Raw genomic sequence first — 21142 nt, 5'->3', positions numbered from 1 at the left:
TCAATGGGCTTGACTAATCCGTTTTAGAACCAGGTCGTTCAGCAGGAATTGGTGGAACAGCTAAGACAACATCGCCACATTGTGCGCGGTGGCGTAAAGCATGATCCATCAGAACTAGGGCTAGCATCGCTTCTGCGATGGGAGTTGCTCTAATGCCTACACAGGGATCATGACGACCTTTGGTTTGCACGCTAATCGGTTTGCCTTCAATATCAATGGAATGCTTTGGGCTATGAATACTTGATGTTGGTTTAATCGCAATCGATACTCGCAAATCCTGTCCGCTACTAATTCCGCCTAAGGTACCGCCCGCATTATTGCTAGCAAAACCATCAGGATATAACTCGTCACCATGCTCGCTTCCAAGCTGCGCAACAGATTTGAATCCAGCACCGATTTCAACACCCTTTACAGCGTTGATACCCATCATGGCATGTGCGATATCGGCATCTAGCTTATCAAATAGAGGTTCGCCAAGACCAATAGGAACATTACGAGCCCTCACTTCAATGCGTGCTCCACAAGAATCTCCGGACTTACGCAATTCATCCATATAAGCCTCAAGCTGAGGAACGATTTGAGTATTAGCAGCAAAAAATGGATTTTGCTCAACGGCCTTCAGATCTTGGAAAGGAATCTCAATTTTGCCAAGCTGACTCATATAGCCATAAAACTCTGTTCCATACTGAAGATTCAACCATTTTTTAGCAATTGCAGCAGCAGCAACTACTGGTGCAGTAAGACGGGCCGAAGAACGACCGCCTCCACGAGGATCACGCAATCCATACTTATGGTGATACGCGTAGTCAGCATGACCTGGTCTAAAAGTGTGCAGAATATCTCCGTAATCCTGGCTACGATGGTCAGTGTTACGAATGAGGAGTCCAATCGGTGTTCCTGTGGTTTTTCCCTCAAATACACCTGACAGTATCTCGACCTTATCCTCTTCCTTGCGTTGAGTCACATGTCGAGACGTTCCGGGCTTTCGCCGATCTAGGTCAATTTGTAAATCCGCCTCTGAGAGTGGCATGCCCGGAGGGCAGCCATCAACCACGGCTCCAATTGCTGGTCCGTGGGATTCACCAAAAGTGCTAACAGTAAAAAGGAGGCCTAAAGTATTTCCTGACATACCAACATTATGTCATTTGTCAGGTATTCAAGGCCAGAAGCGCTCAATTGGCTGTTTTTTCAGCATCTTCAGGCCAATCCCGAATATAGGCCTTGAGCATGGTGTTCTCAAAGTCTTGGGCTTCTACAACAGACTTCGCAACGTCATAGAAAGAAATAACGCCCATCAACATTTTTTGATCAATCACTGGAAGATAGCGCGCATGATCTACCAGCATCATCCTACGAACTTCATCAATCTCAGTTTCCATATTGCAAGTTAGAGGTTTTGGATTCATTACGGATTGAACTTGTAAGCCATCTAATTTGCCATGATGTTTTGCCAAGGCAGCAATGACTTCGCGGAAAGTAAGGATGCCAACAAGCTTTTCATACTCCATCACAACCAGGGAGCCGATATCATGTTCGCTCATCACCAATACCGCTGTCTGTAATGCAGTGTCAGGCGCAACCGTAAATAAGGTGCTGCCCTTTACCCGCAAAATGTCACGAACTTTCATCTAGCCTCCGAAATTGATGATTCTATAGATTTAATATATGCCTAAGACCTCAATGAATCAAGGGATATAGCTTAGCAATTAGTAACGAATAACCCTAATTACCCCACTTCGAATATCGGGTAGGTTAGATACAAGGACAGCACCAGCTAGAGTTATCCACCAAGTGAGGTAAATCCAAATCAAGGCAAGAGGAAAAATGGCAAATGCACCATAAACCGTCTTGTAAAAGGCCGTATGGGTAAGAAAAATGGCAAAACCAAATTTCATGAGCTCAAATGTTAAAGCGGCAAAAAAAGCACCCGTAAAAGCATCGACCCATCTAATTTTCGAGTATGGCAGGATCTTATAGACAACGGAATAAACAATCATGGCCAACAAGATTGGGGCAACAGTAGCAAGCACTCTGAATCCCACAGAGACTGCTTTAATCCACCCCTCAGAAGCGCTAAATAAGATTCCGCTTAAATACACTCCTAGACCAAGCAAAATTGGTCCAAGAATGGTTGCTGCTCCATAGATAAAGATCTTTTTATGTAAGGGACGCTTTTCTTGAACTTTAAAAATTTGATTAAAGGCTCCCTCAATCACTGTCAAAGTCATAATGGTTGTAATAACCAAGCCAATCAAACCGACATACGTTAACCCTATCGCCTTAGAGGAAAACTGATCCAGATAAGTAAACATCTGTTGATTTATCCCCCCTGGCATATAGGTATCTAACAGCCAATAACGAAAGGCATTTTTAATCTGGATCACACTTGGCAAATAACCAATGAGTATCGTCGCCAATGTCACCATCGGCACTAAGGATAAAGTGGTTGTAAAGGCCAAACTAGCAGCAATTTGCTTCAGATTTTGGCCGCGATTACGGTCCCAGATCTCTTTGCCAAGAGAGAGCCATAATTGGGGGTTACGAATAAGGCGCATCGCCGTATCATAAGAGAAGATTATGAGCCAACACGATATTTTAGTTTTGTACTATTCCCGACATGGGGCTACTAGAGATTTAGCCCGTCTAATCTCAGAGGGAGTCGAGTCCGTCCCCGGTATCAGTGCCCGAATTAGAACTGTACCGCCCGTCTCTACCGTCTGCGAGGCTACAGAGGCCTCCATTCCAACTGATGGTGCTCCATATGTTGAATACACCGACCTAAAGGAATGCATTGGGCTTGCCCTGGGTTCGCCAACTCGATTTGGCAATATGGCCGCCCCCATGAAGTACTTTTGGGACGGTAGCTCATCAGAGTGGATGAACGGAGCGCTGATTGGAAAACCAGCCTGTGTCTTTACCAGCACCGGGAGTATGCATGGTGGTCAGGAAAGCACCCTACTAACGATGATGATTCCATTGCTTCATCACGGCATGATTATTTTGGGCTTGCCCTATAGCGAGCCAGATCTCATGACATCCTCTACTGGCGGAAGTCCTTATGGAGTGACTCATCTGGCACATGCAGATGGCAGCGCCCCAATTAGTGCTGCAGAACAGCGCTTAGCAAAGGCGCAAGGCAAACGTTTAGCGCTAACGGCATTGCGCCTGATTCAATCCTAAGAATGAAATCTCAATATGCTTAAGAAGTTGCTTGAAAAAAATCCTTATCAACTACTGGCAACAGCTGCATTTGTAGATCTCTTTATTTTATGCATCTGCTGGGAATGGTTTATCTCCCCATTGCGACCAGGTGGATCATGGCTTATTTTAAAAGGGATCCCACTTCTTTTTGCTATTCCTGGATTATGGAAAGGCAAGGTGTATACGATGCAATGGGCTTCAATGCTCATTCTGCTCTATATCTTAGAAGGATTGACCAGAATTCTAGAAGCAGGTACTAACTTCTGGATGGCTTTACTCGAAACGATCTTGGCAACTATTGGATTTATTAGCTTACTAATGTATCTCAAGCCAATTAAACAAGAAGCAAAAGCCAAAAAGAAACTACAGGAAAAGGAATGAGTCAGATTTTTTTGGATGAAGTTGGCAAGATCTTAAGTCCGCAATATATTTTGGTGAATGATCAAGATAAAACCCCCTATTTAACTGATTGGCGCAAGCGCTATACAGGCAAGGCTTTAGCAGTACTTCTTCCGGCAAATGCTGTTGAGGTTGCAGCCATTGTAAAACTTTGTGCTAAGACTAATACCGCTGTTGTTCCTCAAGGCGGCCACACTGGATTTTGTGGAGGTGCCACTCCAGATAACAGCGGAAAGCAAGTAGTACTCAATCTCAAGCGCATGAATCAAATCCGTGAAATTGATGTGGCGAACCAAACAATAAGTTTGGAGGCTGGATGCATCTTGCAATCCATTCAAGATAAAACAGCAGAGCAAGGTTTTTTATTTCCTTTAAGTTTAGGAGCCGAAGGTAGTTGCATGATTGGAGGCAATCTGGCAACCAATGCAGGCGGCACTAATGTCTTGAGATATGGAAATACCCGTGACCTATGCTTAGGTCTAGAAGTAGTCACTGCTCAAGGTGAAATTTGGAATGGCATGAAAGGTCTTCGCAAGGACAATACCGGCTATGACCTGCGAGATTTATTTGTAGGGTCTGAAGGAACGCTAGGAATTATTACTGCCGCAGTAATGAAACTCTATCCCTTGCCGATTTCTCAATGGACAACGCTAGTGGCTACGCAAGATATCGCTTCCACCATAGCCTTGTTAAATTTATTTCAGCAGCGCGCCACTTCCCTGCTCACGGGCTTTGAAATGATGACCCATGAATCATTGGCGCTCAATGAAAAGCATTTTCCAAATATGGCTAATCCCCTCAAAGGAAACCCACCTTATACAATTCTGATTGAGCTGTCTGATCACGAGAGCGAAGCGCACGTTAAGCAACTTCTTGAATCCATTTTGGAGGAAGCATTTGAATCGGGCCTTATATCGGATGCAGTGATTGCTAGCAATTTGAGTCAGGCCAATAGCTTTTGGCATATGCGAGAACACATCACGCTTGCACAGGCCCAAGAAGGCGCTAATCTCAAGCACGACATCACTATTCCCCTATCATCTTTGGATCGCTTCATCCAGGAAACTGACAAATTAATGAGAGCCAAATATCCAGGCATACGCATCATTAATTTTGGGCATTTAGGGGATGGAAATTTGCACTACAACATCGCCCCTCCAGAAGGCTCTGATTTTAAAGCTTTCAATTTAGCCAATGAAAAGCCAGTCCATGAACTGGTTTATGCCCAAGTGGAGCTCTGTAATGGGTCAATTTCAGCAGAACATGGGGTAGGTCAGCTCAAACTGGACGGCCTAAGGGCCCACAAGGGAGAGGTAGCCCATGAGCTCATGAAAGCCGTAAAAAGGGCCCTAGACCCTCAAAATATCCTAAATCCACACAAAGTTGTCTCAATTTAGGCTCAAATATACATATTTGTTAAATTTTTTGTAAATCCTGTCATCTCGCGGTAAAACCTACGCGTTGTATGCCCATGGAGGTGACAAACATGTCAACAAGACTAAAACGTTGGGCTCGTGGAATTCAGCAAATAGACCTGTCAAAACGGGGCGATCCGGAAGTAGCTATTGCCTATTTAGACAGCAAATACCGCGATATCGCATGGCGTTACATCAGAATCTTAGGCTTTGAGCGTACGATTAGCTTCATGGCTAGCAATAACTTCCACCCAGAGTAAAGTTCATATAAAACCTAAATATTTGATTTATTTAGGTTTTTTCTCATCTTAACCTTACTTAAAGAGGCGCCAGCTTCTTCATTCACTAGTCCTGGCACGTCTTTTGGTGTACTGCCCTTGAATAGGGACTTTCTTTCCAGAAGCTATCTTAGTTTTCTTTTATCAGTCTTTTAGGGCTCTAAATATTTATTGCCTTGGCCAAACTGTCACAATCTCTTGAAACCCCCAACAAGAAATCGTAGGATCAGAAATTAGTCATATAAACTGATTTACTTAATACCCCGGAGAGCGCAATGAGCCAAAAAAAATTAGTTAAAGATTTAATGAAGAAGTTAGATAAATTAGAATCTGATCGCGAGAAGCTAATTGATAAATTAGCAAAAGCGCTTGATAAGCTCGAGAAGAAGGTAGAGAAAAAAGCAGCTGCCAAAAAAACAACTGCTAAAAAGACGGTCGCCAAGAAAGTAGTGACAAAAAAAACACCAGCAAAAAAGACTGCAGCAAGAAAAGTGGTGACAAAAAAGGCCACCCCAAGTAAATCGGCTAGCCCAGCAGGTCCAAATACGACTTCATAATCTCTGATGGGTAAAAAATTAAATCCTCATGAAGATGGATATGATGCAAAACTAAAACTTTTGCAAATAGAGCTTGTAAAACTTCAGCGCCAGGTTATTTCCAGTGGATCACGTCTTCTCATTATTCTTGAGGGTCGCGATACCGCTGGGAAAGATGGCACGATAAAAGCAATTACCGAACACCTAAGCCCTAGAGAGAGTCATGTTGTAGCACTCAGCAAACCTACGGATCGCGAAGAAGGTGAATGGTATTTTCAACGTTATGTAGCTGAACTTCCCTCCTCTGGTGAAATCGTTATATTTAATAGAAGTTGGTATAACCGAGCTGGTGTAGAAAAAGTAATGGGCTTTTGTACAGATACGCAATACAAGCAATTTATGGATTCTGTAAATGAATTTGAGAGCTTAATTATTAAATCTGGAACCCAACTGATTAAATACTATTTGGATATTGATAAAGAAGAGCAAGCAAAACGTCTAAAGTCTCGTGAAACAGATCCGCTAAAGCAATGGAAAATAAGCCCAATTGACCAGCAAGCGCAGAAGAAGTGGAAAGACTATAGTTTGGCCCGAAATGCAATGCTCAAGAAAACCAGTTCAGCACTTGCGCCTTGGACCGTGATAAATGCTAATGATAAAAAGCTCACGCATTTAAATTTAATTAGAGATCTCTTGGCCAGAACAAATTACCAAAATAAAGATAAAAAGTTACTTATCTTTGATTCAAAAGTTGTTATGCCTTGCCCTCCATTAGGAAATAAGGCGCCAAACTTGGCGCCTTAATCAATGGATCAATTAAAGAAGCCTCTTGCTTCTTCAATTACTAGTTCAGGGAGTTCTTCTGGAATATAGTGTCCACAAGGCACCGTCTTACCAGAGACTATCTTGGCAACCTTCTGCCAGTCTTCTAGCGGCTTAAAACACTTATTCACTAAGCCATGCTCGCCCCAGAGCACTCTCAGAGGCATTTCTAGTTGCTTATTGACAGCTCGGTCAGCGCGATCATGAATGAGATCAATGGTAGCTGCAGCTCGGTAGTCTTCACACATGGCGTGCATGCTCTGAGGGTTGCTTGCTCCAGCAAGATATTCACTCCATCGATCAGCAGCAAAAATACCTGTCCCCGCATGTCTACCCATGTGATTTTTAAGCCAGAACTCTGGATTAGCGCCTATGAGTGTTTCTGGAATCGGCTCTGGTTGAATTAGGAAGAACCAGTGCCAATAGCCTTTTGCAAAGTCCATGCTAGTTTGCTCGTACATACTTAATGTCGGGGAAATATCTAAGACCATGAGACGCAAAACACTCTCTGGATAATCTGCAGCTAGTCGATGTGAAACTCGCCCGCCTCGATCATGACCAAGCAGGAAAAATTGATCATGACCTAAGGCTTTCATTAGGGCAAGCTGATCTACAGCCATCGATCGCTTGGAATAAGTGGAATGGTCACTCTTCCCATGAGGCTTAGAGGATTCTCCATACCCACGAAGATCTGAGGCAATTACAGTGAAATGATGGGCTAATGCAGGGGCAACCTGATGCCAAATCGCTTTCGTTTGGGGAAAGCCATGCAAAAGTAGTAAGGCGGGACCAGTACCCCCAACCTGACAAGCAATATCAATTGGCCCATCATCAGACTCGATAGTGATTTTCTTTTGCTCAAAGCCAGGGAATGCGACTGCCATCATTATTTCCAAAAATATTTTAGATTGGTGGGCTATCTAGATGCCAAGCTCTGAATTTGGGCCACAGTAACATAACCTTTATTATCAGAATCAATATAGCTAAAGTGATTGTAAACACGTGGCATACATCCCTTGGCCTCTTCCTTGGTTAGCTTACCATCATGATTCTTATCGCAACTTGCAAAACGATCAGCAATCTCTTTATTTAGGAATGAATTGTCTGCATAGGCTACATTACAGACAAGTAGTCCGTAAAGAATAAAAGGAATTGATCTGGTAACCATAAAGATTTATTTGTTATCTGTTGATGATGGATTTGCAGATGTTTCTAAGGCCGCACGAACTGCTTTTTGAGCCATTGCAATGAACGAGTCAACTGAGCCAGAGGATGTTCTAAAAGACTCTCCTTGAACAGTAACAAGGCCCATACCTAATACTTCATTGGTTCTACTGTCAGTAATTTTATTTTCCACAACAAGGGCTGGAGTTTTGGAATTGACACCCCCAGCAAAGGCTGCTGCATTCGTAGCCAATCCAATAGGTGTGAAATTCCACGGCTTCAAATAATCGTTAGAGCTTTCTGCACCTGTAATACCAGCAGAAACTCTTACAACACCAGGACCTGGTTGAGTAACAATTTTGATATTTCCACGAGCGTTCACTGCCTCAACCATAGAGGCTTGTAATGCAGCTCTTGCTTTCGCAATAGCTTCAGCGCTCACCTCTTTTGTTGCGCTCTGATTTAAATATATCGGCTCCAAAATGACAGCGTTATAGGTCGAAGGATTAATGCCCTCTTTGCGATAACGCCAAATACGAGTATCAGATACACTTGTATAGGTTGGCACAAGTAGCGAATAATTTGGTAAAAATCCTGATCTAGGCATCGGCTCAGAGGCTAATTTCGGCGTATTGCTACAAGCAAGCATTGCTAAGGCGAAACTGACAATTGCGGCATAGCGACTTAATTTTTTCATTTCGGATTCCTGTTGGAGGTAATTGGGCTGTAATCCAATTGTAAGATCATCATATAGCGGAAAGATGACAAGTGTTTACCGATAAAAGTTCATTAATCTGCAGGACATGGCAAGGCAGTACCGGTCTTTTTATGTAATTGGGGTTTACATCCCGGTGAGGATAGATTTTGAGATGAGGTCGATGATGCTGGGACGGGATTAATGGGAGTAGCCATATTCCTAATGCCGCTTTCTTGTACCTTAGTGTCCTCGGGAGGATTTGGTTTGATGTCACCCTTGTTCGAAGTCAATCCAACAGACGCATAAAACCCTTTATCAGTGCCTGGGCAAGGCATTAAAGATCCTGTTTTAGGATTAATGATGGGCTTACATTGAGGATCCGCTTCCAGCCTAGCCTCCAATTTCGCAGCAGTACAACCACCGAGAGCCAAGGTGAATAACATAAGTAGGGAAATGACGTACTTCAAAGGCTGAATCATTTACTTATTCTATGAGGACGCAATAGGCTAGATTGTCATTCTTGTAGCAGAATGGTGCTAAAAAGAAATTGAATCATTGAGAACTTGGCCTGCCCAGCACGATTCGAACGTGCGACCTACGCCTTAGAAGGGCGTTGCTCTATCCAGCTGAGCTATGGGCAGTTATATGCTGGGTCTATCTAGAACATTATGAGAAAGTGGTCGGAGTACAAGGATTCGAACCTTGGACCCCCTGCTCCCAAAGCAGGTGCGCTACCAGGCTGCGCTACACTCCGACGGAACCAATATTCTACACTGAGACGGCCCATAGGGGCAAATACTGTAAGATGGCACGCATGAAAGCCTCTTTTTTAAGCAGATTCAACAAACATCTTCGGGGCTCACTTGCCCTTGGATTTTTGCTAGTCAGCTTATTAGGTACTCACTGGATTGGCTTTTCACACGGCATTGCGCACGCTGGAATTGAAAACCACCATATCGATCTGAGTTGTACAGATCATGAGCCCGCTCTGACGCATAGTTCGGCAAATTGCCACCTATTAGATGCTTTAACTCTTGCAGGCTTTGTTGCAACTGAAACGACTATCTATTTCAGCATTAATGCAGTAACTGCGGTATCACAAGCATCTATTATTTCGCCTCTAGCCCGACCACATATTGGGCTATACCAATCCAGGGCCCCACCTACTTTCATTCTCTAAATCCACTAAGCAGCCAAACCGATCGTTTGGCTATCTGATTTATTGCGCATTTCGCATTGAATATGCGCATCAAGAATGAAGGAAGTACTGTGTCACAACTAAATAAACCACTAGCTAAGCAAAAGCTTATCTATATTGCCATTTCTGGATTCATCAGCACTAGCGCTATAGCCCAATCACAAGCATCCTTAGAAGTCACCGCTACAGGCTCTCAAGAATCCATGCAAAGTATTTTGACGCCCACCAAAATTTTGCAAGGCGATGAGCTTCTCAATAAATTAGGAACTACTCTTGGTGCAACTCTTGCAAATGAATTAGGCGTATCCGCCACAGGATATGGAGCGGGGTCATCTCGACCAGTAATACGTGGGCTAGAGGGACCACGAGTACAAATTTTGCAAAATGGTCTATCTGTAGGTGATGTTTCTAACATCTCTCAAGACCATGCTGTTGGCAATAATATGCAGAGTGCCCATCAAGTGGAGATATTGCGTGGGGCAGCTGCATTGCTCTACGGTTCTGGCTCTAGTGGAGGCTTGGTTAATGTTGTTAACGATCGCATACTCACCAATCTTCCAGATAGGCCGACTGGAGCTATTAATACTAGCTATGAAACCGTAAATAACGGGAGAGCTGGCTCTTTGGAACTTGATGATGCATTTGGTTCAGTGGCAGTGCATGTGGATACTGCTATTAATAATGCAAATAACTACACTATTCCTGGTGGATCAATTCAAGCGCCAGGGGGATGGACGGTACCGCCAGATGGTGCCCATGCTACTAATTACACCGGCAAACTTCCGAATACTTTTAGCAATCAAAATAATTTAGGTTTTGGTGCATCTTACATAGGCCAGTCTGGATACACTGGCATATCTGTTGAGCGCTTAAATAATAATTATGGAATTCCAACACCCGAAGGCGGATCGATTAATCAATCACAGAATCGCTATGATGTACAACATCAAACTCGCGATCCATTTGCTGGATTCTCTTCCTTTAAATTCAGTGCTGCTAATACAAACTACAACCATACTGAATTTGATAACCAGGGTGAGGCAGCATCACAGTGGAAAAATATGGCCAATGAAGCTCGCTTTGAATTAGCGCACAATCCCATTGCTGGATGGAAAGGTACTTTTGGTGCACAAGTTACCGCATCATCATTAAATGCTACTGAAGTGGGCACTGGAAGTTATGCAATTGTTCCCCCCACTAAAACTAATTCGAATGCATTATTTTGGATTGAAGAAGGCAAGTGGAAATCCCTGCAAGGCAATCTTGGTCTTCGTTATAACAACGTTGCCCAGAATCCAAACTTGGGTACTGAATTAGTTCCACAGGAAATGAATACTGGGAGCGATACGCCGAGCATCACACTACAAAATCGGAACTTCAATTTAATGTCCTACTCCGCTGGCGGCTTGTGGAATTTTATGCAAGACCATGGCATTGGTCTTGCCTATACGGTTTCTCAAAGAGCGCCTAGCGCACAAGAACTTTACTCCTACGGTGCCCATGAATCAACGGCAACTTTTGATATCGGCAATCCGAACCTTAATAAAGAAACCTCACATAATCTCGAGTTTAATATTCAAAAAACTAGTGGTTTATTCCGTGGGAAAGCTAGCGTCTATGCTAATCGCTTTAATAACTATATTTATGGTTATTACACCGGCCAATCGGTTCCCGATGCGGGAGACTTTTCAGTTGTAGTAGCTCAACAAGCTTCGGCCACGATTAAAGGGATTGAGGGAGAACTTACCTATAACTGGAGACAGCATGGGGTTGGTGGACGGCTCTTTGGCGATGCATCCCAAGGAACCTTTGATGCTGGCGGTAATTTACCGCTTCAACCAGCGCCACGAGTTGGCGCTGAAATTGCCCACCAACGGAATGGTTGGCTCGCTAGTGCAACTTACATCTATAGCTTTCAACAGAATAGATTGGCAGATTGGGAACAAGGTCCTGCACCAAGTTATAACTTATTGAATGCAGGCATCTCATATACAGAGAAAATTAAGGCTGTTAATTGGACCGTATACATGAACCTAAAGAATCTTCTCAATGATCAAATCCGATATGCAACTACGCCAATGGCAGTTCGCCTTTATGCACCTCAGCCTGGACGCAGCTTCATGATAGGTCTAAGAGGAACGTTTTAGTTAATAGATTTCCGGGACATACATCTCAGGAGGTACTGGACCCCGCAAATAGTCGGGATTATGTACTCTTTCGGGCAAGGTGATAACAGGATGATCGATCTCCTTGTATGGGATTTGAGACAGCAGATGGGAGATGCAATTTAAGCGCGCCTTCTTCTTATCATTTGCTGCTACGACCCACCAAGGGGCCTCAGGGATATGCGTTCTCTCTAACATAGTCTCCTTTGCCTTGGTGTAGGCCTCCCACAAACGACGTGCCTCAAGGTCCATCGGACTCAATTTCCATTGCTTTAAAGGATCATGAATTCGCATCATAAAGCGGTTGTATTGCTCTTCATCGGAAATTGAAAACCAGTATTTAATTAAGATAATCCCAGAGCTGATCATCATGCGCTCTAAATCTGGCACCGTTCTGAGAAATTCTTCATATTCGTAGTCGGTACAAAATCCCATCACCTTTTCAACGCCGGCACGGTTATACCAACTACGATCAAACAAAACAATTTCGCCGCCAGCAGGAAGTTGAGAGATGTAACGCTGAAAATACCATTGGGTTTTTTCACGCTCATTTGGAGCAGGCAATGCAACTACTTTACAGACACGTGGATTTAATCGTTGTGTAATTCGCTTAATGGCGCCGCCCTTACCTGCTGAGTCGCGACCCTCAAAAAGCACAGCCACCTTAACTTTGTTTGCAACTACCCAATCCTGCAATTTAACTAACTCAGCCTGAAGTCTAAATAGCTCTTTGAAATACAAATTTCGAGGAATTTCTGACTGACCGTCTCCATCCTGAGAAAGTCGATCATCGTCAAGCTCCATTTCAAGCTCTTCATCCATGCTATCAAGAATCTCTTCTTGTGCACGGCGATACCACTCAGCCATTTCTTTATGTTTTGAAGTCATGCTTTATCCCATTATCAGTTTTACTTTTTAAAGCAAGGATATGACATTTTTATTAAAAATTACGAGTTCCTCGCCAGGTATTCGGAAATTTGCTCTTGGCTCTGTAAAGCAAGCCATTTTCGATCATTGGAAAATTGAGATCTTGCACTTGAGGGCGAGAAAAAGGTCAGTTCAACGCGTAAGTTGCGATGTTTTAGTATTTTTGACATTGATTCAAGCAAGCCCATTTCCCCGACAAATGCCGTTATATCGGTCCTAAGCCCAGTTTTTCGGTCGAAATATTCAATTGCAAGAGAATATACGGGGGCGTGACTTATTACGGCTGACTCAAAAAGATTGGCCTTGAATGGCCGTACGGAGTGACCTTCAGTTGATGTGCCTTCTGGAAAAATGCAAATAGATTCAGTCTCCAGCGCCTTGGTCATGTTGCCAACGACTTGAATTGCATGCCTTGAATTACCTCGCTGAATAAATACAGTACCTAATTGCTTTGCCATCCACCCAAAAATAGGCCAAGTTTCAACCTCAGACTTGGCAACAAAACGAATAGGTTTAAAGGCGTTAATTGCATGGATATCTATCCAAGAAATATGATTTGATGCAAGTAAATAAGGTGTGGAAGGAATAATCGAGGCATTATTGACCCCTAACTCCAGCCCAAAAAGGGTTAACAAACGTTTTGACCAGCTTTTAATATGGGCATCTTTAGCAGAAGGATTGCTGCTTCGAAAAGTTACTAAAAGAGTAACAACCCCCCTCACCACATGGGCCCAAACTAATAGCCAAAGTACAAATCTTTTTTGAAAAGAAACCATATCTAAGGAATTTTTTAATTTTTCTGTCATATAAAGCACTAATATAAATGAAGTCGATTTTTGTATGATAGTCATCAAACTGTCGTAAAAGTGTCATGATCATTACATAGTAGAAGAGTTAAATGTCTTCTCATGATGCATTATCGAGCGATCTGGATTTCAGATGTGCACCTGGGAACTTCAGGGTGTCAGGCTGACTACCTCCTCGATTTCTTGAAACACAATGAAGCAGACAAATACTATCTAGTAGGCGACATCATTGATGGCTGGAGGCTTAAAAAGTCTTTTTACTGGCCTCAATCGCATAACGATGTAGTGCAAAAGTTATTACGCAAGGCTAGAAAAGGCGCGGAAGTCATCTACGTCCCTGGTAACCATGATGAGAGTGCTAGGCAATTTTTTGGACTTTCATTTGGTGATGTAAAAGTAGTTGAAGAAGCTATTCACATTACAGCAGACGGTAAAAAATTATGGGTGACCCATGGGGATCTATTTGATGGAGTCATGCAATATGCAAAATGGTTAGCATATGTTGGCGATACTCTATATTCCTTCATCCTGTACATCAATCGATATTTTAATATGTTGCGAGTCAAGATGGGCTTGCAGTATTGGTCCTTATCGCAATATCTAAAGCATCAAGTCAAAAATGCTGTTAGCTATATTGCTGACTTTGAACACATTATGGCTCGAGAAGCCCGTCTTAGAGGTTGCGATGGCGTTGTTTGTGGTCATATTCATAAAGCAGAAATTCGTGAAATTGATGGTCTTCTCTACTGCAATGATGGCGACTGGGTGGAGAGCTTGACTGCTTTGGTTGAAACACATGCCGGCGAACTCAAAATAATCCACTGGCCTTTTATCAAAGGTGAGCCAATAGAAATTCCTGCAATTACTTTCAAACCTGATGTTGAAGTACTAGTTAAAGAGGCTACGCTATGAAGATTATGATCATCACTGATGCATGGGATCCACAAGTAAATGGCGTTGTGAGAACCCTAAAGCAAACTCGTGCGGAATTAATTGGCATGGGCCATGAAGTCGAGATGATTACGCCTAATGGATTTAAATCCATTCCTTGTCCTACATACCCAGATATAGCTCTTTCGCTCTTCCCCGGTAAAGAAGTTGCTCGCCGAATTAAAGAATTTGCACCCGATGCAATGCACATTGCCACCGAGGGGCCGCTGGGCTTATCAGCACGTTCATATGCCGTGAAAAATAAACTCCCCTTCTCTACTGCTTACCATACGCGCTTTCCTGAGTATGTAAAGGCACGTACAGGGATCCCTCTGGCACTAACCTATGCTTTTATTCGATGGTTTCATGGTCCCTCTATGGCGGTTATGGCTCCAACCATTGTCGTTAAGGATGACCTTGAAAAATATGGTTTACATAATGTAGTACTTTGGTCCAGAGGTGTTGATCTGGATATTTTCAAAATTCAAGAATCTAAAGTGCTCAATACAGCACACCCAATCTTTTTATATGTAGGACGAGTTGCGGTAGAAAAGAACATCAATGCATTTTTAGAAATTGATTTGCCTGGGTCAAAATGGGTTGTTGGGGACGGGCCAGCTATGGCTGGCATTAAAGAAAAATACCCAGACATTAACTATTTGGGCGTACTCCAGCAACACGAATTGGCAAAAGTTTATGCAGCAGCAGATGTATTTGTATTTCCAAGCAAGACCGATACATTTGGCCTAGTGTTGCTTGAGGCTATGGCATGCGGAACACCTGTTGCAGCATATCCCGTTACCGGTCCTATTGATGTTCTAGGCGACTCCCCTGCAGGCGCCATGAATGAAGACTTGCGTGAAGCTTGCTTGCAGGCCCTGAAGATTCCAAGAGAAGTTGCTAGAGCTCATGCAGAGAAATTCTCTTGGAAGGCAGCCTCCGAGCAGTTTGTAGATCACCTTAAACCAGTGGCTACGACCGAAGTTCACCTTACAGCGTTAGCTTAAAAGGCTATCCCTTTTGAATAACAAATACCATATTAATCAAAATCCCCATAAGGGAAACAAAGGTTTCACGCGCGCTTGGCATGCCGCTAAGAACTCCTGGTGTGGATTGGTATACGCCTTCAGGGAAGAAAGTGCTTTTAGACAAGAATTGACGCTATTTGCACTATCTACTCCAATTGCAATAGTGATGCCTATTAGCTATTTGGAAAAGGCCCTACTGATCTCATCATTAATGATGGTTTTAGTTGTTGAGTTGCTCAATTCGAGCGTTGAAGCTGCTATTGATCGAATCTCATTTGAGCATCATGACCTGTCTAAAAGAGCGAAAGATTTTGGCTCTGCAGCAGTGATGCTAGCTCTATTTATCGCAATTCTTCTTTGGGCAGCAATTTGTATACCGCTTGTCTTTAAACTGTAATAAACCTTACTTAGGATAAGCTTCATAAACACAAAGGTTAAATATGTCTGATATTCCAAACCCTATTGGTGCATTTGAAATCTTCTCCCCTAAAAAGGAAAGCAAGCTTAAAACATCCAAGACGCAGGCATTGAAAAAACTTTCGAAAAAGTTTGCAAAAAAATTGTTCGGTAAGAAATTTGCAACAAAGACGCGTGGGCATGTTTCTGTAGCAGAGATTGTTGCACCAGAGAAATCAATTTCAAAGGCAAAAAAAGCGGCCTTTCAAATTACTTGGGCTGCTAGCCCTAATGAGATCAAAGAGGCACAGCGCTTGCGCTATAAGGTATTTGCAGAAGAAATGGGTGCAACACTCTCTCAAAATAGAGAGGGATTAGATGTAGATGAGTTTGATGCTTATTGCGATCATTTGTTAATACGAGATCAGGATACATTGAAGGTGGTTGGCACATACAGGGTCCTTCCTCCACATAAGGCCCAAGAAATTGGCCGCCTTTATTCAGATTCTGAGTTTGACTTATCACGCCTAGATCATTTGAGACCAAAATTAGTAGAGCTCGGTAGATCCTGCGTGCATAAGGACTATCGTTCAGGTGCGGTTATTATGGCGTTATGGAGTGGCTTAGCTCAATATATGCAAAAAAACGGCTATGAAATCATGCTTGGGTGCGCAAGCATTCCAATGGCTGACGGTGGTCATTTTGCAGCAAGTTTGTATAACTCACTCAATGACGATCAAATGGCGCCTACTGAGTTCCATGCGTTTCCTCGCTTGCCACTACCTCTAGAAAAGTTGAATGGTGGATTGGAAGTTGAAGCTCCACCCCTTATTAAAGGCTATCTCAAGCTTGGTGCAAAAATATGCAGTGCTCCTGCTTGGGATCCAGACTTCAACACTGCTGATTTATTAACCATGCTACGTCTATCTGAAATAAATCCACGATACGCTAAGCATTTTTTAGGTCTATAGTTTTATTTCAGACTCAATTCATAAGAACGGCCGATTCTTTCCCACTCGGCCGCTTCTTTTTGTAGGCTAAATTCTGTTAAGGGGTGCTCATTAGCCCATTCTTTGGCTAAGCTTACTAAATACGATCCGCCGTGCTCCGAAACCTTAACTTTAGGCAAATCATTGTCGTTGCGACCCCTGCATAAGACTTGAGCTAGGCGTAGACAAAACAACATCCTCCAATCATTAAAACCAGGATTGTTGGCTAATTTACCAAGCTTTCCAGCATGGCCTATCAACAAGGCAGCTAATCTAGCCTGATCATTCTTAGAAAAACCTGGCATGTCAGCATTTCCAGCAATGTAGGCAGAATGTTTGTGATAACCATTATGTGAAATAGAAAGACCTATTTCATGAAGATTAGCAGCCCATTGCAATAATGCAATATTGTCTGACCTATTTTCAATATCCGGCTTGGGTAATTGTGCCAAAAATTCACCAGCAAGTTTCCCGACTCGTGTTGCTTGTTCGCGATCAACCGTATAACGCTGCATGAACTGCTCAACCGTTACGTAGCGCATATCGTGGTGTTGCGATCTTCCTAGAAGATCGTATAAAACACCAACGCGCAATGCTGCATCGGTAACTTCCATGGAGTCGATGCCTAATTCATCAAACACGGCAAGCATAATCGCTAAACCGCCAGGCCATACGGACCTTCTGTCATCTTTAAGACCAATGAGCTGCACCTGACTGACGTGTTCGTATTTGAGAAGATGCTTTTTAAGTGACTTAAGACCCTCTCTCGTAATCAAACCACTTCCCGTAGAAAGATGACCCATTGTTAAATTGTCAATATGACCATTTAATTCATTTTGAGATATTAGTTCTGCCAGGGCTCTGGCGGTTCCTGAAGAACCTATCACCTGCTTCCAGCCGCTTTTAAGGTATGCACCTGAAATCACTTGAATTTCGCGACGAGCGGCCAGCTCAGCCTCCTTAAAGGCGTGGCTATCAATATTCCCCTTAGGGAAAAACCGCATGCTATGCGAAACGCATCCGATGTACAAACTTTCCATCAGTTTTGGCTCATAACCCTTACCGATAATAAATTCAGTTGAGCCACCCCCGATATCCACTACCAATCGATTGCCATGTACTGCTGGAACTTCATGCGCAGCCCCTATGTAAATGAGACGCGCCTCTTCAACGCCTGCAATGACTTCAATTGGAAAACCTAATGCATCCTGAGCATCCTCTACAAATTGGTGCGCATTTTTTGCTACACGGAGCGTATTAGTTGCAACGGCGCGCACAAGAGAAGGGTCAAAACCACGGATACGTTCGCCAAAACGTCGAATGGCTGTCAATCCCCGCTGATAGGCATCATTTCCCAGTAATTTATTATCGGTTAATCCAGCCGCAAGTCGAACAGATTCACGTAGAGTATCAATTGGGCGTAACTGAGTGCCAGATGGTGTATTAACAGCCTGGGCAACTAGCATTCTGAAGCTATTCGAGCCCAAATCTACTGCAGCAACCAAGTCTGCAGAGTTAGCGGCTGAATCGGCAGGATGTTCTAACAAAATACTCCCTAAATATGAAAACGCTTATCAATTATGTCTATTTTATGAAAAATTTATGGCATATTGATGAAAATAGTACGTAGTCTACTAGGTGAGGTGGATTAGGCGGCTAAATTCCGCTCTGCACTGGAGCAGTCTAGATCTCCAAAACTGCAAAATATGCAGCAATCGCCTGATTTAGGCTTCAAAATGGCGCTACACATCATGCACCGATATAAGTGTTGTGAAGATCCTTTAGGAATGGATAAGACTTCAGTAGCGTTGCAATGAGGGCAAGTAATTTTGGAGGATAGATTCATAATCGAGTGGGAATTATGAGCTGTCAATGTTTCAGCAATATGTCATCTCTACGAAATGACTAATCGGTTGTGCTAGGACTCCAAAATGCCTGTGAAACATAGTCTTTGTTTGCAATTTGGGCTATCAGGCTATCCATTTTGTCGCCATCAACCGCTGATGCCGTTAACACTGCCTGAATTTCTACATCATCAGCTCCAAACTGGTGAACCTCAATGTCCTGTGTTTGATATCCTGCCGATTCCAAAGTTTCAATAAATTGCTTAAGGGCAATTTTTTGTGTACTTTTTGGCGTGATGATATAGACGGAATTAGTGACCTCTACAGAAGCAGTATCCAGTGGTTGACGATTAATAATGCTGACAACAGGCCTGAGTAAGGTATTTGCTGCTAACACAAAGATGGTAGCTAACCCAGCCTCTAAGATAAGATCAGCACCCGCACATGCTCCCACTGCACCAGACGCCCAGAGAGTTGCTGCAGTATTAATCCCCCGAACATTACCCTCTTCTCGCATGATGACGCCAGCACCCAGGAAACCAATACCTGAGACTACATAAGCCATTACATGGACGGCTCCGTCGTGACCTGTTAAACGATTAGCTGCATCTACAAATATTGCTGCACCTATCGCTACCAAAATATTGGTGCGAAGGCCTGCAGTCCTTTGACGATACTGTCTCTCAAGGCCAATTAAGCCACCTAATATAAATGCGGCTGTAAGGCTTATCGCAGTATCTGCTAAAAAAACCAGATTGACGTTATGAAAGGCTTCCATGGATTAATAAATTGATGGGGTATAACTTATCTACAAACAAATTGACATAACAATGACAATACCTCAATAAAGACTACAAAGAGTCTTTTTTGCTTGCTACATTAACAACGCCGCTCTTTACGGCTTTGCGGAACTCAAGATAATCCGCCTGGTTTTGATTTGCGTAAGACCTGGCGAAGGAATACAGGGCCTCAGCAAGCTCATCAGACTGGCCCCAATACCCAGCAATCATTGCTGCATCACCTGAGCGAGCATGACCAAGTGCAAGAGCCCAACCAAAAAGTTTGGCGTAATCAGGGAATGTTTTCAGTGTGACGCCGCCGGAGCCAACATCAATTCCGCCTTTCATATCTCGTAATTGACGCAAATAGAACCCTTGATCACGATCTACAGCATATTGAATTGATCCATAACTAAGGAAGATGTCGGGCGCTCCTTGCAGTAGTCTTTGGCCAGCCACTACACGCCTTCCCATATCACGAAAAATTGACTCACCAAGATAAGGAGAAAGGACCGATTTTTGAGCCTCTTTATATTGTAGAAATAAAGGATCCTTTTCGCTATCCCCTTCAAAATATAGAACCATGCAATTGGTACCAACACTGCCGATCCCAACAACCTTCCTCGCAAAATCTTTCAAGGAGTAGCGTTCAAATAAAATCTGCCTGTCAGCCAACAAGGTATGTGAATAATTAAGTAGCGCCTTGTCAATTAATTTTGCAAGAGAGGCGCCGTATGCATTTTTTTTAAAATGCTCAATAAGCGGCGGTCTATTAATAATCTTCCGATTTTTACCAACAATAGTAGTCAAGCTCTCCAAGACTTGAATATTACCTTGACCCTTTACTGATTGAAGCATGGAATTTAGAGTCTTTTGATGCTCCTTACTAAATTGTTTGCGAATATCTTTTTCGCAAATAAATTCTTGGGCGATTTCTAAATAAGGCATCTGGGCATATTCAGCCATTTTCTTTTGGTATTCAGCACATATCTGAAGCACTAGCTTTTTACTTAAACTTTTTTCTCCACCTAAGGACTCGCAAGCTATGACAGCACTGGCAACTAAACGTTTGATGTCCCATTCCCAACTACCAGGCAGAGTTTCATCAAAATCATTGATACCAAAAACAAGTCGATGCTCTGCCGTTCCAAATAATCCAAAATTGGAAACATGCATATCTCCGCATAACTGCACAGTAATGTTAGTAGTAGCTTGATTGGCCAAATCTTGCGCCATGATCGCAGCACCGCCACGATAGAAGGCAAATGGTGATTGCATCATCCGCTGGTATCGAATGGGAATGAGTTCTTTTATACGACTCTGAGCTTGTTTTTCTAAAATCTCAACAGGGCCAATGCGATCTTTGGGTGGAATATATGTGCCCTGAGTTACAAAATCAACCTGCTTGCGTCTAGCCTTTCCATCGGCCATCCTTTTTTTAATGCTAGGACGAGGGTCTTGAAATGACTCCACGGAATGAAGAACGGCAAACTTCGGTTTAATTGCAGTAGACATGGAAAACTCAGAAATGATTCAATAGCTATCATATTAACTCTGAATGCTACCAG

General features: G+C 43.1%; 24 protein-coding genes and 2 tRNA genes. 12 read left to right on the top strand and 14 right to left on the bottom strand.

Going from position 1 to position 21142, the window contains the following annotated elements:
* Positions 1-13 precede the first annotated feature (13 nt).
* The 3 genes from aroC to ICN41_RS10870 form a co-directional block, all read right to left on the bottom strand.
* Positions 14-1129 (bottom strand): chorismate synthase, encoded by a 1116-nt coding sequence (gene aroC, locus ICN41_RS10880; protein WP_216292938.1) that lies wholly within the window; start codon positions 1127-1129, stop codon positions 14-16.
* Positions 1130-1172: 43 nt separating this feature from the next.
* A complete protein-coding gene (locus ICN41_RS10875) occupies positions 1173-1628 on the bottom strand; it encodes a CBS domain-containing protein (protein WP_216292937.1) in 456 nt (151 codons plus the stop codon).
* A 78-nt stretch (positions 1629-1706) separates the two neighbouring features.
* Positions 1707-2555, bottom strand: coding sequence for a YihY family inner membrane protein (locus ICN41_RS10870; RefSeq protein WP_216292936.1), 849 nt, complete (start codon positions 2553-2555; stop codon positions 1707-1709).
* A 22-nt stretch (positions 2556-2577) separates the two neighbouring features.
* Between ICN41_RS10870 and wrbA the strand changes: the two genes are divergently transcribed.
* The 6 genes from wrbA to ppk2 (ICN41_RS10840) all read left to right on the top strand — a co-directional run bounded on the left by wrbA (position 2578) and on the right by ppk2 (ICN41_RS10840) (position 6633).
* Entirely contained in the window at positions 2578-3180 is a 603-nt protein-coding gene (gene wrbA / locus ICN41_RS10865) for an NAD(P)H:quinone oxidoreductase (protein ID WP_216292935.1), read from the top strand.
* Positions 3181-3195: 15 nt separating this feature from the next.
* Positions 3196-3582, top strand: coding sequence for a DUF2069 domain-containing protein (locus ICN41_RS10860; protein WP_216292934.1), 387 nt, complete (start codon positions 3196-3198; stop codon positions 3580-3582).
* Complete coding sequence (locus ICN41_RS10855) at positions 3579-4997, top strand: FAD-binding oxidoreductase (RefSeq protein WP_216292933.1); 1419 nt, start codon at positions 3579-3581, stop codon at positions 4995-4997. The genes ICN41_RS10860 and ICN41_RS10855 overlap by 4 nt, the downstream gene beginning before the upstream one ends.
* A gap of 89 nt (positions 4998-5086) precedes the next feature.
* Positions 5087-5275 (top strand): hypothetical protein, encoded by a 189-nt coding sequence (locus ICN41_RS10850; protein WP_216292932.1) that lies wholly within the window; start codon positions 5087-5089, stop codon positions 5273-5275.
* Positions 5276-5568: 293 nt separating this feature from the next.
* The gene (locus ICN41_RS10845; protein WP_216292931.1) at positions 5569-5850 is read left to right on the top strand and encodes a serine/threonine protein kinase; all 282 of its coding nucleotides are present in this window, start codon (positions 5569-5571) and stop codon (positions 5848-5850) included.
* A 6-nt stretch (positions 5851-5856) separates the two neighbouring features.
* Positions 5857-6633, top strand: a complete 777-nt coding sequence (ppk2, locus tag ICN41_RS10840) for a polyphosphate kinase 2 (protein ID WP_216292930.1) — start codon at positions 5857-5859, stop codon at positions 6631-6633.
* 8 nt (positions 6634-6641) lie between these two features.
* On the opposite strand, the gene ICN41_RS10835 is transcribed toward ppk2 (ICN41_RS10840), so the two are convergent.
* The 5 genes from ICN41_RS10835 to ICN41_RS10815 all read right to left on the bottom strand — a co-directional run bounded on the left by ICN41_RS10835 (position 6642) and on the right by ICN41_RS10815 (position 9266).
* Positions 6642-7535 carry an alpha/beta fold hydrolase gene (locus ICN41_RS10835; protein WP_216292929.1) on the bottom strand — a complete coding sequence of 298 codons (894 nt, stop codon included), beginning with the start codon at positions 7533-7535 and terminating at the stop codon, positions 6642-6644.
* A 290-nt stretch (positions 7536-7825) separates the two neighbouring features.
* Complete coding sequence (locus tag ICN41_RS10830; RefSeq protein WP_216292928.1) at positions 7826-8512, bottom strand: DUF3313 domain-containing protein; 687 nt, start codon at positions 8510-8512, stop codon at positions 7826-7828.
* A 92-nt stretch (positions 8513-8604) separates the two neighbouring features.
* On the bottom strand, positions 8605-8991 hold the full coding sequence (locus ICN41_RS10825) for a hypothetical protein (RefSeq protein ID WP_255537982.1): 387 nt from the start codon (positions 8989-8991) through the stop codon (positions 8605-8607).
* Positions 8992-9076: 85 nt separating this feature from the next.
* Positions 9077-9153, bottom strand: a tRNA-Arg gene (locus tag ICN41_RS10820).
* 36 nt (positions 9154-9189) lie between these two features.
* Positions 9190-9266 (bottom strand) — tRNA-Pro (locus ICN41_RS10815).
* Between the two features lie 60 nt (positions 9267-9326).
* Here ICN41_RS10815 and ICN41_RS10810 point away from each other — a divergent pair.
* Complete coding sequence (locus ICN41_RS10810; RefSeq protein ID WP_216292927.1) at positions 9327-9692, top strand: hypothetical protein; 366 nt, start codon at positions 9327-9329, stop codon at positions 9690-9692.
* 89 nt (positions 9693-9781) lie between these two features.
* A complete protein-coding gene (locus ICN41_RS10805; protein WP_370629129.1) occupies positions 9782-11857 on the top strand; it encodes a TonB-dependent receptor in 2076 nt (691 codons plus the stop codon).
* On the opposite strand, the gene ppk2 (ICN41_RS10800) is transcribed toward ICN41_RS10805, so the two are convergent.
* On the bottom strand, positions 11858-12763 hold the full coding sequence (gene ppk2 / locus ICN41_RS10800; protein ID WP_216292925.1) for a polyphosphate kinase 2: 906 nt from the start codon (positions 12761-12763) through the stop codon (positions 11858-11860).
* Between the two features lie 59 nt (positions 12764-12822).
* Complete coding sequence (locus ICN41_RS10795) at positions 12823-13653, bottom strand: 1-acyl-sn-glycerol-3-phosphate acyltransferase (RefSeq protein WP_255537981.1); 831 nt, start codon at positions 13651-13653, stop codon at positions 12823-12825.
* 57 nt (positions 13654-13710) lie between these two features.
* Here ICN41_RS10795 and ICN41_RS10790 point away from each other — a divergent pair, with 57 nt between their 5' ends.
* From ICN41_RS10790 to ICN41_RS10775, 4 genes are read left to right on the top strand one after another with little or no spacing between them, the layout of a single operon-like run.
* A complete protein-coding gene (locus ICN41_RS10790) occupies positions 13711-14520 on the top strand; it encodes a UDP-2,3-diacylglucosamine diphosphatase (RefSeq protein ID WP_370629128.1) in 810 nt (269 codons plus the stop codon).
* Complete coding sequence (locus ICN41_RS10785; protein WP_216292924.1) at positions 14517-15545, top strand: glycosyltransferase family 1 protein; 1029 nt, start codon at positions 14517-14519, stop codon at positions 15543-15545. The genes ICN41_RS10790 and ICN41_RS10785 overlap by 4 nt, the downstream gene beginning before the upstream one ends.
* Before the next feature lie 13 nt (positions 15546-15558).
* A complete protein-coding gene (locus ICN41_RS10780) occupies positions 15559-15963 on the top strand; it encodes a diacylglycerol kinase (protein ID WP_216292923.1) in 405 nt (134 codons plus the stop codon).
* A 43-nt stretch (positions 15964-16006) separates the two neighbouring features.
* Positions 16007-16933 carry a GNAT family N-acetyltransferase gene (locus ICN41_RS10775; RefSeq protein ID WP_255537980.1) on the top strand — a complete coding sequence of 309 codons (927 nt, stop codon included), beginning with the start codon at positions 16007-16009 and terminating at the stop codon, positions 16931-16933.
* A gap of 2 nt (positions 16934-16935) precedes the next feature.
* On the opposite strand, the gene ICN41_RS10770 is transcribed toward ICN41_RS10775, so the two are convergent.
* From ICN41_RS10770 to ICN41_RS10760, 4 genes are all read right to left on the bottom strand, one after another.
* Positions 16936-18417: a Ppx/GppA phosphatase family protein gene (locus ICN41_RS10770; RefSeq protein ID WP_216292968.1), complete on the bottom strand. Its 1482-nt coding sequence runs from the start codon at positions 18415-18417 to the stop codon at positions 16936-16938.
* A 182-nt stretch (positions 18418-18599) separates the two neighbouring features.
* The gene (locus ICN41_RS11470; protein ID WP_370629127.1) at positions 18600-18797 is read right to left on the bottom strand and encodes a GDCCVxC domain-containing (seleno)protein; all 198 of its coding nucleotides are present in this window, start codon (positions 18795-18797) and stop codon (positions 18600-18602) included.
* A gap of 59 nt (positions 18798-18856) precedes the next feature.
* On the bottom strand, positions 18857-19573 hold the full coding sequence (locus ICN41_RS10765; RefSeq protein WP_216292922.1) for an MgtC/SapB family protein: 717 nt from the start codon (positions 19571-19573) through the stop codon (positions 18857-18859).
* Positions 19574-19646: 73 nt separating this feature from the next.
* Entirely contained in the window at positions 19647-21089 is a 1443-nt protein-coding gene (locus ICN41_RS10760; protein WP_216292921.1) for a DUF2252 domain-containing protein, read from the bottom strand.
* Positions 21090-21142 lie beyond the last annotated feature (53 nt).

The organism is Polynucleobacter sp. 15G-AUS-farblos, from assembly GCF_018882445.1.
Classification (GTDB): domain Bacteria; phylum Pseudomonadota; class Gammaproteobacteria; order Burkholderiales; family Burkholderiaceae; genus Polynucleobacter.
This window is presented reverse-complemented; position numbering and strand designations above follow the sequence as displayed.

Excerpts from the sequence above, each read along its gene's own strand:
- ICN41_RS10775 (WP_255537980.1), top strand. The coding sequence starts at position 16,007 with ATGTCTGATATTCCAAACCCTATTGGTGCATTTGAAATCTTCTCCCCT.
- ICN41_RS10870 (WP_216292936.1), bottom strand. The coding sequence starts at position 2,555 with ATGCGCCTTATTCGTAACCCCCAATTATGGCTCTCTCTTGGCAAAGAG.
- ICN41_RS10765 (WP_216292922.1), bottom strand. The coding sequence starts at position 19,573 with ATGGAAGCCTTTCATAACGTCAATCTGGTTTTTTTAGCAGATACTGCG.
- ICN41_RS10845 (WP_216292931.1), top strand. The coding sequence starts at position 5,569 with ATGAGCCAAAAAAAATTAGTTAAAGATTTAATGAAGAAGTTAGATAAA.
- wrbA (WP_216292935.1), top strand. The coding sequence starts at position 2,578 with ATGAGCCAACACGATATTTTAGTTTTGTACTATTCCCGACATGGGGCT.
- ICN41_RS11470 (WP_370629127.1), bottom strand. The coding sequence starts at position 18,797 with ATGAATCTATCCTCCAAAATTACTTGCCCTCATTGCAACGCTACTGAA.
- ICN41_RS10860 (WP_216292934.1), top strand. The coding sequence starts at position 3,196 with ATGCTTAAGAAGTTGCTTGAAAAAAATCCTTATCAACTACTGGCAACA.
- ICN41_RS10810 (WP_216292927.1), top strand. The coding sequence starts at position 9,327 with ATGAAAGCCTCTTTTTTAAGCAGATTCAACAAACATCTTCGGGGCTCA.
- ICN41_RS10830 (WP_216292928.1), bottom strand. The coding sequence starts at position 8,512 with ATGAAAAAATTAAGTCGCTATGCCGCAATTGTCAGTTTCGCCTTAGCA.
- ICN41_RS10795 (WP_255537981.1), bottom strand. The coding sequence starts at position 13,653 with ATGACTATCATACAAAAATCGACTTCATTTATATTAGTGCTTTATATG.
- ICN41_RS10825 (WP_255537982.1), bottom strand. The coding sequence starts at position 8,991 with ATGATTCAGCCTTTGAAGTACGTCATTTCCCTACTTATGTTATTCACC.
- aroC (WP_216292938.1), bottom strand. The coding sequence starts at position 1,129 with ATGTCAGGAAATACTTTAGGCCTCCTTTTTACTGTTAGCACTTTTGGT.
- ppk2 (WP_216292925.1), bottom strand. The coding sequence starts at position 12,763 with ATGACTTCAAAACATAAAGAAATGGCTGAGTGGTATCGCCGTGCACAA.
- ICN41_RS10770 (WP_216292968.1), bottom strand. The coding sequence starts at position 18,417 with ATGCTAGTTGCCCAGGCTGTTAATACACCATCTGGCACTCAGTTACGC.
- ICN41_RS10785 (WP_216292924.1), top strand. The coding sequence starts at position 14,517 with ATGAAGATTATGATCATCACTGATGCATGGGATCCACAAGTAAATGGC.
- ICN41_RS10835 (WP_216292929.1), bottom strand. The coding sequence starts at position 7,535 with ATGGCAGTCGCATTCCCTGGCTTTGAGCAAAAGAAAATCACTATCGAG.
- ICN41_RS10850 (WP_216292932.1), top strand. The coding sequence starts at position 5,087 with ATGTCAACAAGACTAAAACGTTGGGCTCGTGGAATTCAGCAAATAGAC.
- ICN41_RS10760 (WP_216292921.1), bottom strand. The coding sequence starts at position 21,089 with ATGTCTACTGCAATTAAACCGAAGTTTGCCGTTCTTCATTCCGTGGAG.
- ICN41_RS10875 (WP_216292937.1), bottom strand. The coding sequence starts at position 1,628 with ATGAAAGTTCGTGACATTTTGCGGGTAAAGGGCAGCACCTTATTTACG.
- ppk2 (WP_216292930.1), top strand. The coding sequence starts at position 5,857 with ATGGGTAAAAAATTAAATCCTCATGAAGATGGATATGATGCAAAACTA.
- ICN41_RS10855 (WP_216292933.1), top strand. The coding sequence starts at position 3,579 with ATGAGTCAGATTTTTTTGGATGAAGTTGGCAAGATCTTAAGTCCGCAA.
- ICN41_RS10790 (WP_370629128.1), top strand. The coding sequence starts at position 13,711 with ATGATGCATTATCGAGCGATCTGGATTTCAGATGTGCACCTGGGAACT.